General features: G+C 58.6%; 14 protein-coding genes, 3 tRNA genes and 1 other RNA gene. 11 read left to right on the plus strand and 7 right to left on the minus strand.

What is annotated here, in order from left to right:
• Positions 1–4 precede the first annotated feature (4 nt).
• Genes HQL98_05505 through HQL98_05525 form a run of 5 tightly spaced genes read right to left on the minus strand, consistent with a single transcriptional unit; the run spans position 5 to position 6,427 of the window.
• Positions 5–2,470: a PAS domain S-box protein gene (locus HQL98_05505; GenBank protein ID MBF0271522.1), complete on the minus strand. Its 2,466-nt coding sequence runs from the start codon at positions 2,468–2,470 to the stop codon at positions 5–7.
• On the minus strand, positions 2,463–3,104 hold the full coding sequence (locus HQL98_05510) for a DUF1638 domain-containing protein (GenBank protein MBF0271523.1): 642 nt from the start codon (positions 3,102–3,104) through the stop codon (positions 2,463–2,465). The genes HQL98_05505 and HQL98_05510 overlap by 8 nt, the downstream gene beginning before the upstream one ends.
• Positions 3,086–4,114 (minus strand): uroporphyrinogen decarboxylase family protein, encoded by a 1,029-nt coding sequence (locus HQL98_05515; protein MBF0271524.1) that lies wholly within the window; start codon positions 4,112–4,114, stop codon positions 3,086–3,088. Before HQL98_05515 ends, HQL98_05510 begins: the two co-directional genes overlap by 19 nt.
• Positions 4,111–4,779, minus strand: coding sequence for a cobalamin-dependent protein (locus HQL98_05520; protein ID MBF0271525.1), 669 nt, complete (start codon positions 4,777–4,779; stop codon positions 4,111–4,113). The genes HQL98_05515 and HQL98_05520 overlap by 4 nt, the downstream gene beginning before the upstream one ends.
• Positions 4,780–4,822: 43 nt before the next feature.
• On the minus strand, positions 4,823–6,427 hold the full coding sequence (locus tag HQL98_05525) for a DUF4445 domain-containing protein (protein ID MBF0271526.1): 1,605 nt from the start codon (positions 6,425–6,427) through the stop codon (positions 4,823–4,825).
• A gap of 646 nt (positions 6,428–7,073) precedes the next feature.
• Between HQL98_05525 and HQL98_05530 the strand changes: the two genes are divergently transcribed.
• Positions 7,074–7,511 (plus strand): hypothetical protein, encoded by a 438-nt coding sequence (locus HQL98_05530; GenBank protein MBF0271527.1) that lies wholly within the window; start codon positions 7,074–7,076, stop codon positions 7,509–7,511.
• 101 nt (positions 7,512–7,612) lie between these two features.
• Here HQL98_05530 and HQL98_05535 read toward each other — a convergent pair whose 3' ends face one another.
• Positions 7,613–8,683, minus strand: coding sequence for an Rpn family recombination-promoting nuclease/putative transposase (locus tag HQL98_05535; GenBank protein ID MBF0271528.1), 1,071 nt, complete (start codon positions 8,681–8,683; stop codon positions 7,613–7,615).
• Positions 8,684–8,822: 139 nt separating this feature from the next.
• A tRNA-Ile gene (locus HQL98_05540) sits at positions 8,823–8,899 on the minus strand.
• Between the two features lie 140 nt (positions 8,900–9,039).
• On the opposite strand from HQL98_05540, the gene HQL98_05545 reads away from it, so the two are divergent.
• The 10 genes from HQL98_05545 to HQL98_05590 all read left to right on the plus strand — a co-directional run bounded on the left by HQL98_05545 (position 9,040) and on the right by HQL98_05590 (position 16,046).
• A tRNA-Ser gene (locus HQL98_05545) sits at positions 9,040–9,130 on the plus strand.
• A gap of 144 nt (positions 9,131–9,274) precedes the next feature.
• Positions 9,275–9,631 carry a (2Fe-2S) ferredoxin domain-containing protein gene (locus HQL98_05550; GenBank protein MBF0271529.1) on the plus strand — a complete coding sequence of 119 codons (357 nt, stop codon included), beginning with the start codon at positions 9,275–9,277 and terminating at the stop codon, positions 9,629–9,631.
• 24 nt (positions 9,632–9,655) lie between these two features.
• Positions 9,656–10,216, plus strand: coding sequence for a hypothetical protein (locus HQL98_05555; protein ID MBF0271530.1), 561 nt, complete (start codon positions 9,656–9,658; stop codon positions 10,214–10,216).
• The gene (locus HQL98_05560) at positions 10,213–10,674 is read left to right on the plus strand and encodes a nucleoside deaminase (GenBank protein ID MBF0271531.1); all 462 of its coding nucleotides are present in this window, start codon (positions 10,213–10,215) and stop codon (positions 10,672–10,674) included. Before HQL98_05555 ends, HQL98_05560 begins: the two co-directional genes overlap by 4 nt.
• Before the next feature lie 81 nt (positions 10,675–10,755).
• Positions 10,756–10,845, plus strand: a tRNA-Ser gene (locus HQL98_05565).
• Between the two features lie 71 nt (positions 10,846–10,916).
• Positions 10,917–11,014: signal recognition particle sRNA small type (ffs, locus tag HQL98_05570), an RNA gene on the plus strand.
• A 27-nt stretch (positions 11,015–11,041) separates the two neighbouring features.
• The gene (gene dnaX, locus HQL98_05575; protein MBF0271532.1) at positions 11,042–12,805 is read left to right on the plus strand and encodes a DNA polymerase III subunit gamma/tau; all 1,764 of its coding nucleotides are present in this window, start codon (positions 11,042–11,044) and stop codon (positions 12,803–12,805) included.
• 37 nt (positions 12,806–12,842) lie between these two features.
• The gene (locus HQL98_05580) at positions 12,843–13,163 is read left to right on the plus strand and encodes a YbaB/EbfC family nucleoid-associated protein (GenBank protein MBF0271533.1); all 321 of its coding nucleotides are present in this window, start codon (positions 12,843–12,845) and stop codon (positions 13,161–13,163) included.
• 26 nt (positions 13,164–13,189) lie between these two features.
• Positions 13,190–13,795, plus strand: coding sequence for a recombination protein RecR (gene recR / locus HQL98_05585; protein ID MBF0271534.1), 606 nt, complete (start codon positions 13,190–13,192; stop codon positions 13,793–13,795).
• Positions 13,796–14,006: 211 nt separating this feature from the next.
• Positions 14,007–16,046, plus strand: a complete 2,040-nt coding sequence (locus HQL98_05590; GenBank protein ID MBF0271535.1) for a 2-oxoacid:acceptor oxidoreductase family protein — start codon at positions 14,007–14,009, stop codon at positions 16,044–16,046.
• Positions 16,047–16,060 lie beyond the last annotated feature (14 nt).

Here is a 16,060-nt window from a genome sequence, read left to right on the forward strand (position 1 = left end):
CTTGTCAGCAGGAGAGAGGGTCGGGTTGCGGACGCTTGGGGATATCCTGGAGCGTGGATAGCAGCTTTTTTTTACCGATCGGTTTGGTGAGATAAAGGGTTCCACCGGCTTGGTGGCAGCGTTCCACCTCTCCTTCCATGGCATGGGCGGAGAGGGTGACGATGGGCAGTGGCGGATGGCCGTTTTCTTGTTCCCATTTTCGGATCTGCCGTATGGCGGTGTAGCCGTCCATGCGGGGCATCTGCACATCCATGATCACCACATCGAACCACTCCTGGAGGACCTGATCCACCGCCTCCACCCCGTCTGTCACCATGACCAGGCGGTGTGGGGTGTTTTGCAGATAGGCTTCAAAGAGTATGCGGTTTTCTTCCACATCTTCGGCCAGCAGGATGTTGAGTCTCGTGGCGTTGGGCGTGGGACTGTTGGTATCGGCCACCACGGGGGAGACGGTTGCCTGCGCCGTGCGCACCGGCAGGGTGAAATGAAAGGTGCTGCCTGCACCCAGTTGGCTCTCCACCCGGATGGTTCCCCCCATCATTTCCACCAGACGCCGGGAGATGGTCAACCCCAGACCTGTGCCGCCAAAACGGCGTGTGATACCGGTGTCGGCCTGCATGAACCGCTCGAAGATTTGTCCCAACTGTTCCGGCGCGATGCCGATGCCTGTGTCCCGGACCGAAAACTGCAAGCTGTCCGGCGTATCCGGGCTGGGGGTGAGCAGAACCTCGATCTGACCCGAGGTGGTGAACTTGATGGCGTTGCCCAACAGATTGATCAGGATCTGACGCACCCGATTGTCGTCCCCCAGCACCGATTCGGGGATTTGGGGCGCGCTCCATTCGGTCATGGTCAGCCCTTTCTCTTCGGCGGCCATGCGCATCAGGTCCACGGTATCCTCCAGAACCCGGCGCGGTGAAAAAGGCTCCTGGGCCAACTGGAAGTGTCCGGATTCGATGCGGGAGAAGTCCAGGACATCGTTGATCACCCCCAGCAGAGCCTTGCCAGAACGGTGCATGGTTTGGGCGAAATGGTGTTGATGTGGGTTGAGGTCGGTTTCCAGTAGCAGTTCGGCCATGCCCAGAACCACGTTCATGGGGGTGCGGATTTCGTGGCTCATGGCGGCCAGAAACTCCCCCTTGGCCCGATTGCCCGCTTCTGCCGCCTCTTTGGCTTGGCGTAATTTCTCTTCAAAGAGGTGGCGTTCGGTCACATCGGAGATGACCCCTTCCCAGATGCTGTCTCCGTTGTTTTCCCGGCGGCCCGAAGACTCGATGAGCATCCAGCGTACCTGATTGTGGATGAGAAAACGTCCCTCCCAGCGAAACGGGTTCAGGGTGAGGCGCGCTTCCCGATTGGCTGCGATGAATTCAGGCAGATCCTCCGGATGGACCGGGGCGAAGGTGGCGTTGGCATCCTGCATGATCTGTTCACGGGAACGCTGGAGCATGTGGCAAAAGCGGTCGCTGACATAATCAAAGCTCATGGATTCGTCGGCGCACATGCGAAAGGTGTAGACCCCTACCGGAATGCGGCTGGTCAATTCATCAAACTGACGCTTTCTGCTCAGCAGGTTGGATTCCATTTCCATACGTTGGGTGATGTCGCGGGCGGCGGCGTAGATCAACTCCCCTTCCGAACGGGCGCGCCATTCGATCCAGCGTTCCCCGCCGTCTTTGTGTCGGTAGCGGTTGACAAAATGAATTACCGGGAGCTGTCTCGACAGGGTATCGAGGGCCTCTTTGGTGGCGGCCAGATCGTCGGGGTGGACAAAATCCAGAAAAGACTGGCCTTCCAGATCGATCAGGGAGTATCCCAAGGTCTCTTCCCAGGCGGGATTGAGTTTGCGGAAATACCCCTGGAGATCGGCGATGCACAACAGATCCAGGGATTGGTGAAAAAAACGGTCCAGCTCCGCGGTTTTGCAGCGCAAGGCCTCCTGGATCCGTTGCCGGATGTGGTCGCGGATGCGATTGGCCAGGGTCAGGGCCAGATGGTCGAAAAAAATCGGCAGGTGTTGTCGCAGGGAGGCGCTGTTGATTTGCAGGTTTTCGATCTTGACCACACCGATCAGTTCTTCCCCCACCAGCAGCGGAAAGGCCCAGTGCCAGGGACCGGGAATGACCCCATCGTGCAGCTTGACATGACCCGGAGTGGTGGACTGCTCCAGGAAGGTGCGACTTTGCGCCACCTGGGCGACCAGGGGATCGGTGATGGTCGAAACCTTGGTATCGTCGGCCAGAAACGAGGCCAGATGCAACTCTTCGCCAATCCAGTAGTGGATCGATATGTCGGTGCCACCGATGGTCTCCACCACCGACGTGAGCATTTGGTGGACCATCTCGTCCAGATCCTGTCCCGTATTCAGCCGTTCGATGAGGCGGATGATCAGTTGCAGATTGGATTTTTCTTCGGCCAGTCGATGCAGGCGTGCGTTCAGATGTCGCATTTCCCGTTCCGGGTTATCCATGGGGCATGCGCTCCGTCTGGTCGGCGGCTTTGCGGGCGATGGCCTCCATCAGCACCGTTTCGAGATGATCCAGGGAGACATGCATCCAGCGCAGGGGCAAAGCGAGATAGTCGGCAGCGGCTTGCGCCTCGTGACGGAAATCTCCGGAACAGGAGGTTTGCACGGCCACGATACGTTTGTGGCTGGCGTGGAAAATTTCCTGGACCACAGAGCGATTGGTGCCAAAAACCGAAGCGAGCATGGGACGCCAGCACAATGCCCAATCCTCCAGCAGAAAATAGCTGCCCTCTTCCAGTTCCTCCACGAACCGTTCATGGCCCAGCAGCATGACGATGCAGTTCTGGCCCTGGGTGCGCAAGGTGTGGTGGTGGTCCAGATAGTTTTCCATGCGGGGATGGCAGCAGCCGTAAAAGACGATGGTATCGTGTTGTTGTTGCGTTTCTTGATCCAGGGCTTGATTCAATTGGCTGGAGAGGCGGTCGAGATGGTTGTGCAGGGTGGAGTCCAGATAGTGGGCTTCCAGGGGCCAGCCGTTTTTGCGGATCAGGTGGTCCACCTCTTTGTGGAGAATCCCGCATCCCACCAGTCGCATGGGTTGGCATGGCGGAGCGGTGATCATGGATAGTGACCGCATTCAAAAGCGGCGTTCAGCATGGCGTGTATGTTGGCTTCGGGGATGGCCAGGGGCATCACGCCGGTACCCAACAGAAAATGGCCCCCTGGCATGCCGATCCGGCAGAGCCGTTGCACCTCGGCGCGGGTCTGTTCCGGGGTCCAGGTGATCATTTTGATGTCGTCGATCACCCCACAGGTCACGCCCCGATCCCCAATGAGTGTTTTGGCCTCTTCCAGACGGTCCAAGGGGCTGATGTAATAGACCCCGATTTTGAGGGCGTCCATGACCCGTTGAATCACCCGGTTGAAAGGAGCCATGCCGCAGTAATAGACGATTCCCCCGGTTCCGCCCGCCTCCAGGTCGCGGCGCATCCAGGGCAGGGAGAAACTTTCAAAGCGTTTCATGCCCACAAAGGAGGGGGAACCGAAGGGGGTGGAGTAGACCAGAACATCTGCCCCCGCCTCCCGATAGGCCGCTGCCTGCTTTTGAAGGAGTTCCGAACACTTGGCCAACAGCCGATCACGCAGCGCCTCGGGGCCCGAGAGCAGCAGTTCCATCCAGCGTTCCATGCCCATCAGCAGGGCCGGCAGGGTGGTGGAGGCGGTCAGATAGGCGCAGATGGGATATCGTCCCGCTGACTCCTGGCGCAGGATTCTCAGACAGCGGGCGGTCTCCTGCCAAGCCGGGTGATGGGTGATGTCGTCGGGCACCGTCAGGCGATCGATGTCGTCCGGGGATTGGATGACAAAATCCGCCACATTGGGCGGGCCGTCCTCGGCGAAGAGAATCTCCTGGCAGCCGAACAGTTCGGCCTCCTTGCCGACATAAAAAAGGCTCCAGAGGTTGTCGTATCCGTAGCGTTCGCGCATGCGCAACTGGCCAGCGGCCACGTTTTCGCCGCTGGCGTAGTATTCTTTGAGGGGGAGTCCCAGTTCTCTGGCACCCTGATCCAGCAGATTGCAAAAAATCGGAATTCGGGGTGTGGGTTGCCCCAGGAGGGTGGCGCTGAGTATCTCTTTGGGGGTCATGGGCGTCGCACCTCCTGAATGAGATCGGTGATGACCTTGCCCGCGCTCACTCCGTCCGGTGCCCAACCATCGGCGCCCACGCTTTGGCAGAGCGTGTCGTCGAAGCGGTATGGCGCGCCGCCCACCACCAGGCGGATACGCGCTTCCAGGTTGTGTTCCTGCAGCAGACGCCGTACCTTGCGTGGTCCTTCGTCGCTTGTGGCGGTATGGACCATCATGGCCGAGATGGCGATCACCTGGGCGTCGAATGCCAACGCTTCCTGGATGAACCGTTCTGCCGGCACGTTCACCCCCAGATCCTTGACTTCCACCATCAGCGCCTTCAGGCATCCCATCACGATCCGTTTGCCCAGGGAGTGCAGATCCCCCCGCGCCGTACCCATCACCACCCGACCGATTACCTGGGGGGGATGTTGAAACTGTTCCAGCATTTTTTCGGTGACCTCGGCGGCGATCTGGGCGGTCATGAAGTGTTGCGCCAGATTGGCATCCGGATCATGGGTGATGCGGGACATCATCTCTTCGACCGCTGGAATCACCACCTGGAATACCACCTCTTCCGGAGTGATTCCGTTGGCCAGGGCACCGTTCACTACCTGAAAGGCGGCCTGACGGTCGGTGTCGAACACCGCCTCGCTATAAGCCTGGATGATCTTTGTGATCATTGGTGGTTTTCAGATGGGGTCTTTTTGAATAAAAATCATAATTTTAATTGTTGATTGGCATGATATCACCGATGGCCCGCAAGTGCAAATGTTGAATGAATTCCTCTTCAAATCGCGTACTTGTCGAAAGGTTCACCGGGTGTATCACCGGGAGCCACTGTTGAAAGAGTTGCGCCCCGTTTGGGGAGAGCAAAGCCATTTCGCATCCTTGCAGGGCAGCGCCCGGCAGACTGTGGAGTTTTTCCGGGTTCAAGGGAGGGATGAGGCCCAATTGTTGGGCATGCAGCCCGTTGATGCCGTTGCCGAAGGCGCCGCAAATCCAGAGATGGTTCAAGTCACTCCAGGTCATCCGGGCTTGCTGGAGCAGGATCGACATGGCAGCGGCGCAGGCCGCCTTGGCCCGCTGGAAGGTATCCACATCCTTGGGGGTGACGGTGATGTGGGGGTAATCGGGCAGAAGGGGGTATCCATTGGGACTGCAGGGAGAGGCGAAGCGTCCGGAGGGTTTCAGGATGGCTTGTTGGCGCAGCACAGCGATGGCGTCCAGCAGGCCGGAACCGCAAAAACCTTTGGGACTTTCTCCGTTGGTGACGTGGCAGGTCAGGGTGTCGTGTTGGCGGGTGATCCGATGGATGGCCCCTGTTTCGGCGTTCATGCCATGGCGGACTCCGGAGACTTCAAAGGCCGGGCCACCGGGTGTGGAGGTGATATACAGGGTCTGGCCATCCCACAGGGCCAATTCGATGTTGGTGCCCAGGTCCAGCAGCAGGGATCCGGGAGGGCCTTTGGGCAGTTGACTGGCCACCACGCCCGCCAACAGGTCGGAGCCGATGAACGGGGAGACTGGCGGCAGCAGGGTGATTTGGGCGTTGGGCCATTCCCAATGCCGTTGCCAAGCGGCGGGGTCATCGGGTTGGCAGTGGATGGGCAGATGTTCGGCGTTTGGATCCAGGAGTGGGGTGGTGTTGGTGCCCGCCAGCAAAGTGAGCATGGCGGTATTGCCCACGATCATCACCTGACCGATTTTCTTCAGCATGGGTGTGACCTCCCCCAGATCGCGGGCGAGCATATCGCGGACGGCGTGGAGGATGGCTTCGCGCGGCAATTGGGCCAGTTCTGCGGCCCGTTGCGGGGTGCGGTTGGCTTCGGTCAAACGGTTGAGGATGTCGGCCCCGTGGATCTCCTGGGGATTGATTCCCCAGCGGCTGGCGATTCGACGTTTGGCGGTGCGGTCCCACAAGGTGATACGCAAGTGGGTGGTTCCCAAGTCCACCGCCACGCCCAATGGATATGGGGAGGGGGTGGGTGGGGTGTTCGGGGGGTGATGCAGTTCTGGTGGCGGAATGCTTTTCCAGGGAGATGGCGCTGCCGGTTGGATCAATTGGAGTTCGCAGGGGCCTGCGGGGCGCAGTTGGCAAGCTAGGCGGTAGCCTTCCGCTCTTTGCGCCGGGGTGAGTTTTTCCCACTCCGAGCGGGTCGGTGGATTGCATGCTCCGTGGATCAGGAGAATGCAACAGGCGCCGCAACTGCCATTGCCCCCGCAGGAAGCACGTACCCGCAAGTGTGTGGTATCCAGCAATTCGCGGACCGATGCCCCTTGGATCAGCGCAAGGCGCAACAGCGTATCCCCACAGCGTATCGTCACCATTATTGATTCGTCCCGGCGTATGAATGGTCGCAACCGTCGAAACGGGTTATGGCCTCGGGTGCCCCCCGCGCATGCAATCTCCCTGATCCAGAAAAAAGAATTCCATGCCAGGAAGTCGTGGGTGAGGTCGCGTTTTTTGATACCAGGATGATACCAGAAACCAACCCCGCGCAACGAACGAATCTTTCCACCTTAGGGCACAGTGGATCGTTTTGATTTCTGAGCGGGAGAGGTGTCAGAGCGCATTGGATGCGATTGTCAATGCCGGCAAGAAGCGGTAGATTCTGGGGATTCCCTTTGAGAACGGTGTCTGCCATCCGGGCTTGCAACGTTCACCAACAATATGAGACCAACAATGCCGCCCATGGTTCGTTCTGACGCCTTGTACGCCAAGGAGTTATCCAAAATTTTCAGCGTCTATGGCCGATTCTACCGTATCCGTCTGGGTGGGACCGAATATCCTTGTCGTTCGGTGTTGGAGTTGGTGGATCGAAGGACCCTCCCAGGATCCGACCCCAATGTTTGGGACAGCCATTCTCCAGATCTCCATGTGGTGATGATGAATCCCGGGTCATCGCATCCGCTTCCAGTCGATACCCCGATCTCCTCGGTTTCCACGCCTGCGGCTATTTCAAAGATTCGTCTCGTGCCGACCAGACCGGACAATACCCAATATCAAATCATGAGAATCATGGTGGCCAGGGGGTACCGTCACGCACGCATCGTGAATCTGTCCGATTTGCGAGAACCCAAAAGTCCGGTGTTTCTGGGCATGGTGGAGACATTGCGTCATGTTGCCGGCGGAGAGGTTCACTCCTTGTTCTGCGAAGCGAGACAAGGCGAACGGGAACGAATACTGGCATCTTCCACATCCGTGCCGGTGATTGTCGGCTGGGGGCGGCATCCAGGGTTGAAAGGGTTGGCGCAACAGTGTTTGGGAAAACTCAAGGATCGGATCCTGGTGGGTGCTCCTGTGGACCGGGAACCCTGTCTGTTCGCCCACCCAAGCCCCATGTTGCAAAGCATGAAGGATGCCTGGCTTGCAGCTGTACTGGCGCAGTTGGTCCCCGGATTGCCGACTTGAGCCTGAATGGCTTCCAACCAAGGTTCAGCCGATTCTGGATGTGACCACCCAGGGATCCTCATGTGACGGGGGCGACCTTCCCAGTCCGGTGACATCCCCCGTCACGATATGAATACCTCATCCACAGAGTTGGCGAACACGAAGTTGTCGCTCCATGCTTCGATTCGTTCCAGGTCCGCCGAGTTCACCTTTGCGGCCACCCAGTCTGGTATTTGGCCAAATTTGCGACGCATCTGTTTGAGCAGCATGGAAGCCGCTTCTTCCTGTCGTCCTTCCTGTCGTCCGATTTGTCTCCCTCTCCGTTCACCCTTGGCAATCATATCCTGTGCGAACATGGACATCATTTTTTCTTCCTCCTCGGGACGTACTCTGCGAATGATCTCACGTACCATCGGTTCGTCGTAACTGCGGTAGGTCTCCACCACGTAACGCATGAGGAATCGAAAGTCCTCATCCGGAATTCCGACCAGTGCTTCGACCAGCAACTCTTTCACCTCAATTTGTTGGCCATCGCGGGTCGCGTATTTCGCCGCCAACAGCCACGCCCGCAGGCTGGGTTGACGGGATAGTTGCCGATCGTCAATCCGGCCCAGATCTAGCACCGTGAACCGGAAATTCAGCAGATACGGACGCCAACCCGTTTCAGCGTCCACCAGGGCCAGAAATTCATCCGGGATCCGCCAGATGGCCGAGCCATGATAGAATACAAAGGGGATGATGGCCGGAAGATGTTTCCACTCTGGATTTTCGCGTTCCCATTGCTTCAATGCCTCGATCAGGTATTTCAGCAATTGCCACCCGATACGCGCGTCGGGAGCGCTCTTGTGCTCAATCAGCACGTACAACAAAGCGGCCCGACCGGTGATCGTCTTGACCCGGTAGAGTCGGTCCGTCAGGTGGGCGCGCAGTTCCTCATCGACGAATGAACCATCCATCAACTCCGGTGGATCGGGGGACAGCACCTCCACCACTGCTTTTGGCAACCGTTCCCGCAGCAACGTTCCCGCCGTATCCGGATTGGAAAGCAAAGCCTTCAGGAATCGGTCGTGGGGATGAATCATATCAGTCATTGGACCTTCGCGACCGCTGGAATCTCTATCTTGTCTTTGATTTTCGTGAAAATCCGCTTCAGTGTCCAGTGAAATCAAACGGCCTGCGCGCCAAATAGCCAAGCAAGGGGGATTCGCTCGGGGCGGATGGGGTTTGGGGTGGGGGTGGTCTTGTTGCGTGTTGAAAAGACTGGACTTTTTTGAACAAAAAAGCCGCCCCGAAGGGCGGCCTTGATGATGAGAATCTTAATTTTTTAAAAAATGGTGGGCCTAAGTGGAGTTGAACCACTGACCTCACGCTTATCAGGCGTGCGCTCTAACCATCTGAGCTATAGGCCCTTGCTGTGTAACAGGGCCATTTATACACGGTTTGAGGAAGGGGGTCAAGGGGTGGAATCGTTATTTTTTGCGAGAGAGTTTTTTCTAAGGAAGGTTGACAATGGGGGGCGTTTTGGGCCAAACTGTTGATCGACCCCCAAGGAGAGATGGCCGAGCCGGCTGAAGGCGGCACCCTGCTAAGGTGTTATACTCGAAAGGGTATCGAGGGTTCGAATCCCTCTCTCTCCGCCATTTGTTCCTGCCGTTCGTTGTGCCTGCCGGTTTCATCCCTTGTCGATCAAGATCCTCTCAAGGTAACCTGTCCGAATGAACGCGTACAGCCCAAGGCTGCTCAACGCCTTTTTTTGGTGATTGTTCTGGGCAATGGAGAAGGGAATGGATTCGACACCCCCTGAAACGGCTTTCTATGATCTTCATGTTTTCTGTTGTGTCAATTCCCGGGATCCCGGCCATCCCCGAGGGGATTGTTCCCGCAGAGGGTCGGTGGCGTTGCATGCCTATCTGAAAGGGCGTGTCAAGTCGCTGCCGAATGTTGGCAGCGTGCGCATCAACCAGTCCGGCTGTCTGGACCGCTGTGAACTGGGGCCGGTGATGGTGATCTATCCGGAGGGTGTCTGGTATCATTATCGTACCCCGGAGGACGTGGATGAAATCCTGGATCGCCACATTGTTTCGGGCGAACGGGTATACCGACTGCTTCTCAACAACGACGCGCTTCATCCTCCGGTCTGATCGAACCATCCGGGAAACAGGGCGATGAACAAAACCAAACAGACATTCCGAATCTGGCCGTGGCTTCTGGTGATGGTGGCGATTGGTGGGGTGGTGGGATATGTCAAGAACATGCCCGAACCATTGACCAAGGCCCGATTCATCTCCGTGGACACCAAGGACACCAACAAAACCCCCCGATTGCCTTTGGCTCCCCATGTCCACCAGTTGCGTGCTCGTCCCGACGAGGCCATGGCCCGTGCCACCACCGGTCTGCCCATGCGTTTCCGGTTGATGGACAAACGTACCATGCGCATCGATCAACTGGTGATCGCCGTGGGTGAACTGCACGCCACCCCCTGGGGAGGTTGGATCCTGCCTCGGGCCTACGCGCCGGATCTGGTGATCCGGGAAGGGGAGGCGGTGCATGGTCCCGAGGGACATGTCAATCCGGCGGTGTGGGTGGAGTTGAAAAACTCGGATCAGAAATCCTTCTATGAAGGGTGGCTCTTCGCCCGGGATTCGGCCCAGACCGCCTGGGATCATCCTCGCTTTGATTTGACCTTTCTGGGGGTCGCCGTCGAGGCCCCGCCCGAGAAACGATGAGTGACTGGCTGTCTGCCGAGGGGGCGGCGGCCTTGTTGGCTCTGGTTGGCGCCGCCGAGGCGGGTGCCCGGGATGAGGTGCCGGTGGGGGCGGTGTTGACCGATGCGCTGGGTCGAATCCTCGGGGTGTGCGGCAATCTTTGCGTGAGCAACGCCGATCCGGTGGGACATGCCGAAATGCGGGTGATGCGGCAGGTGGCCCGATGCCTCGACAATTATCGACTCACCGCAACCCGGATGGCCGTGTCTTTGGAACCGTGTCCCATGTGCCGCGAGGCCGCCTCCCTGGCCAGAGTGGACCAAATCCGCTTCGCGGCGCGTCGGGAGGGTGGTTTTGCGGAGGTGGTGGATCCGTTTTTGGCTCAGGATGCGGAATATGGGGCCTCTTCGGTGGCGTTGTTGCAATTTTTTTTCTCGGAGAGACGTGCGGACTTGAATTCTTCCGGAAAGTCTGTTTAAATCCCCTGATTCCGACGATGAGGCGCTTGATTGAGTCGCCGCTCTTCGGAAAAGCCATCCGCGGTGGCGTTTTGGATTCGCGGAGAGATGACCGAGCGGTTGAAGGTGCACGCCTGGAAAGCGTGTGTACTCTAATCAGTACCGAGGGTTCGAATCCCTCTCTCTCCGCCATTATCCCACCCCATTGTCTGTCCTTTGGAAGTTCACCCTTCCTTGCTTTTGGATCAGTGGGCGGCGTTGATGGTCAGGTCATGCGCAACAAAAACCCGTGAACCCCGTCAGGACCGGAAGGTAGCAGCGGCAGCGGGACCTTTTGTGTGCCGTATACCACCTGACCGGAGCCGCCCTTAATTTTCGGGTACTCCTCATGTCCTCTTATGTTGTTCTGGCCCGTCGTTGGCGGCCGAGGAATTTTGATGCCCTGGTCGGTCAGCAACATGTGGTGCGGGCCTTAAGAAACGCCATCTCCAGCGGAAGAGTGCCCCATGCGTTTCTTTTTTCCGGCACCCGGGGGGTGGGCAAGACCACCTTGGCCCGGATTCTGGCCATGCGGCTCAACTGTCGCGACGCCCAGACCCCCGAACCCTGTGGTACCTGCGCCTCTTGTCAAGAGGTGATCGCCGGTTCTCATCCGGATGTCATGGAGATCGACGCCGCTTCGCGCACCAAGGTGGAGCAGATGCGGGAATTGTTGGAACTCGCTCCGTATGCGCCCTCCTCTTCGCCCTACAAAGTTTTCATTCTCGACGAAATTCACATGTTGTCCACCCAGTCCTTCAACGCCTTGTTGAAGACTCTGGAAGAGCCACCCTCCCACGTCAAGTTCATTTTTGCCACCACCGAACCGCGCAAGATTCCCGCCACCATTTTGAGTCGCTGTCAGCGTCATGACTTGAAACGGGTCACGGCGGCCCAGTTGATCGGGCATCTGGAAAGCATCATGCAAAAAGAGGGGATCCCCTGGGATGCCGCCGCGTTGGAGGCGGTGGTCCGGGCTGCGGATGGATCGGTGCGGGATGGGTTGTCGTTGTTGGATCAGGTCATTGCCCACGGCAACGGCGAAGTGCGTCTGGAGGCGGTGCAGACCCTGCTGGGATTGACCGATCTGGAGGCGGTGGAGAGTCTGGTGGAGCATGTGCTGACCGGGCGTGGACCCGACGTGTTGAGTGCCGCCGACCGGTTTCACGCCGGAGGGGTGGAACCGGTCGCCTTGATGCGGGATCTGCTGGATCTGGTGCATCGGCGGGCGCGGGCGCGGGTGACGGCCAATCCTGTCCCGACCACCGGACCGACTCTGGAACAGTTGCAGATGGTCTATCAGACCTTCCTGAAGGGGGAAGGGGAGATCAAGGTGGCGGATCAACCCGCCCAGGCTCTGGAAATGGTCTTGTTGCGGGCCGCCTATTTGAAGCCGATTCCCGATCTGGAGCAATTGATCGCCAATCTGGGGCCGGGTTCCGGTGCTCCTCCCGCGTTGGGTATCCCCGGGAATACCCGGAGGGGTTCCCCGGGACCAGGGGGGGCGGTTGCCCTGGGAACGGCGGGACCGTCCGTGTCAACCCTTCCGCTGGAACCGCCATCGGTGGCCTTGGTGACGGAGGCGGTTGCGACCACCCAACCCGGAGCCATCGTCATCACCACCCGGTCGGGTGGCGGGGAGGTCGGCACCGGAGAGCCTGAGAAGACTCAAGGGCTTCCCCCCGAGCTTGTGGTGGAGGATGTCGAGACATTGACTTCCTGGGAACGCCTGTTATCCTCCGCCACCGAGCGTTCCCCGGAGGTGGCGCGCAAGATGTGGGGCCAGTTGGCCTGTCTTTTTTTTGGTGTTCCCGCCGATGGCGGAGGGAGTTGTTTGCGTCTGCGCATGGTGGATGCCTGTTTCGGCACCCCGGAGCGGATGCGGGAGTTGATGGAAGGGGTGTTGCGGGAGTTGGGCCAGGGCGATATACGGGTTGTGGTCGAGTCCCCATCCGGTGCTCCCCGGCCCGAAACCCTTCAGGAACGGGCGGAACGGAAAGAACGGGAGTTCCGGCTCAGACTGGAGCAGGAGATGAGTGCGCGGCCGGATGTGCAACGATTGATAAAAACTTTTTCCGCCAGAATGATCGCCGTGGAACCTTTGGGTTCATGAGTGGTCCAACACATTTGGCGAGTCAGGAGGAGTGGTTGTGAAAAATATCGGCGACATCATGAAACAGGCACAGGCCATGCAAGGCCGGATGGCCAAGATGCAGGAAGAGTTGGCGGCGCTGGTTCTCACCGGGCACGCCGGTGGAGGCATGGTGCAGGTGGTGATCAACGGCAAGCAGGAAGTGTTGCGGGTGCGGATCGATCCTTCGGTGGTCAGCGGGGAAGAGATCGAAATGCTGGAAGATCTGGTGGCCGCCGCCTTCAACGACGCCCAGCGGAAAGTCCAGGAGGCCACCCGTGACAGCATGGCCCAGATCACCGGTGGGCTCAAGATCCCCGGATTGAATCTCCCATTCTGAATTCCTTAAGCATCCAGGAGTGCGCAGTGAAGGGATTGCCGTCGTTGGAACGGGCTGTGGTGGTGTTGTCCCGTTTTCCCGGGGTGGGTCCCAAGAGCGCGCGACGCATGGTGTATCATCTGTTGCGTCGGGGGCCGGATGCGATCCGGGAACTCCTCGACGCCCTGGAAGGGATCGGAGAGCGGATTCGTTCCTGTGACCGCTGTCACAATCTGTCCGAGGCGCCACTGTGCTGGATTTGTTCGGATCCGGCCCGGGATCCAACCCGGATCTGCGTGGTCGAAGAACCCTCCGATCTGTTGGCCATGGAAAAGGCCGGTCTGTTCAAGGGGGTGTATCATGTTCTGGGGGGGCGTTTGAGTCCCCTGGATGGCGTGGGTCCGGATGCGCTCCATTTGGCCTCTCTGGAGAACCGGTTGTCGGAAGGCGGATTCGTGGAGTTGATCGTGGCCACCAATCCCACGGTGGAAGGTGAAGCTACCGCCCACTTCGTGGCGCAACTGGCGGAACCCTTGGTCTCACGGGTGACCCGCCTGGCCCACGGATTGCCCATGGGCGGGGAGTTGGAGTACCTGGACGAGTCCACTTTGTATCAGGCCATGGTGGGTCGCAGGGATTTTCGGCGGGATTAGTCGGGAATCCTTCAGAAGGACTTGAAATTTTTTTTGCGGTGCAATATAATCGATCCCCGTACCGCGTGACACGAGGGAACAGAGCTGAATTCGGATCGATTGAGAAACGGGATATGCCAGGAAGGATATCGTCTATTTCTCAAGATGATTATCAGTCTGCCCCGGATCGATCCGGCACGAATGGAACCTTAACCCCTGGAGGGCGATTTCAATGAGCGAGCAAGCAGCCCAATCAAAGGCGACATTTCCCTATCCGGGAAAGCCCGGTACCGGAGATGGATCCGATGCGGTCTCTTATGTGGAGACTCGGGCCACCGATGGAGCCGCAGCCTACCCGATCACATCGTCCACGAACATGGGCATGCTGTATCAGGTTGCAGTGGCCAATGGCTGGAAAAATGTCTGGGGTACGCCGCTGGCCTGGATGGAACTGGAGTCCGAACACTCGTCCGCCTCTGCCTGCGAGGGCTTCGCCCTGGCGGGTGGCCGGGTCACTAACTTCACCTCCGGCCAGGGTCTGATCCTGATGAAGGAGGTGTTGTATACCATCTCCGGCAAACGGTTGCCCCAGGTGCTCAACATCGGTGCGCGGGCTTTGACCTCTCAGGCCCTGAACGTCCACGCCGGTCATGACGATGTCATGGGTGTGGCGGATTGCGGCTGGGGCATTCTGTTTGCCCACAGTGTGCAGGCGGCGGCGGATCTGTGTCTGATCGCCCGTCGCGCCTCCGAGGATGCGTTGACCCCGATGATGAATGTCCAGGATGGTTTTCTGGGTACCCACACCATCGAAAATCTTCAATTTCCCGAAGATGAACTGATTCGTGAGTATCTGGGCAATCCCAGAGACAGGATCCGTGCGATCTTTGATCCGGCCCACCCGATGCAGATCGGTGTGGTGCAGAATCAGGATGCCTACATGCAAGGCAAGGTCGCCCAGCGTCATTTCTATGACAAGCTGCCCGGCCTCATCGAATCCGCCATGGATGAGTATTACCGTCTGACCGGACGGCGTTATTACATGGCCCAGCCTGTGATGATGGATGATGCCGAATATGCCATCATCGCCATGGGTACCACCGCCGAAACCGCCATCTCCAGTATCCAGGTGGTCCGGGAGCGGTTGGGGGTCAAAATGGGCGTGGTGATTCTCACCAGTTTCCGTCCGTTTCCCGCGGTTCAGGTCGCCAAGGCGCTCGGCAACTGCAAAGCGGTGGCGGTACTCGAACGGTGCGACATTCCCACCATGGTGGACAATCCCCTCACCACGGATGTGGAGGCCTCGTTGGCCAAGGCGGCCATGGGTCTGCCGGGCTTCACCAAGATCGATCGGGTTCCGGTGGTCTTTTCCGGTGCGGCCGGACTCGGCTCCCGGGATGTGACGCCGGGCCATATGCTGGCTGTGGTCAAGAATATGATCGCCGGTCCGGTGGCGGGCAAGCGGTTCTTCACCCTGGGAATCGATCACGAAAGCGCTCTGCCCTCGGAAGAGGAACCGGATGTGCGCCCCGCCGGATCGTTCTCGGTGCGCGCCCACTCGGTGGGCGGTTACGGCTCGGTGACCACCAACAAGATCATCGCCACCATGTTGGGGGACATTTTCGGATTCCGGGTGCAGGCCGCGCCCAAGTATGGCTCGGAAAAGAAAGGTCTGCCCACCAATACCTATCTGACGGTGATCCCGGAAGGCAAGATTCTGACCCACTGCGAACTCAAACAGGTGGAGTTCGTGCCCTTGATGGATCCCACCACTTGGTACATGGGCAATCCGCTGGTGGGATTGCAACAAGGGGGGATCGTCTTCCAGCACACCGACGAAACCTCCGCCCAGGCTTTGTGGGAATCCTTGCCCCCTTACGCCAAGTATTTCATGAAGTCCAATCGGATTCGTTTCTATGGCGTGGACACCATCCAGATCGCCCGGGAGTCCTGCAAGAACGACTCTTCCCTGGTGCAGCGTTTCCAGGGTGTGGTGTTGCTGGGTGTGTTTTTGCGAGTCACGCCGTTCCGCGAAAATGCCGGAATGACCGAAGAGGATTTGTTTGTCAAGGTGGCCAAACCCTTGACCAAATATTTCGGCAAACGTGGCTCCAAGGTGGTCGAGGACAACCTGGCCGCAGTCAAGAAAGGGTATCATCGGGTTATGGAGGTGACGCCCGAGATCATGGAAACCACACCCGCCGACCTGCTCGCTTTGGGCAAGGAGGAGTGGGACGCAAAAGGCAAGGACGTCAACGCGTTCTTCATTTAGGGACTTGCCGGGTG

It is taken from the genome of Magnetococcales bacterium (assembly GCA_015231755.1).
GTDB lineage: Bacteria > Pseudomonadota > Magnetococcia > Magnetococcales > Magnetaquicoccaceae > Magnetaquiglobus.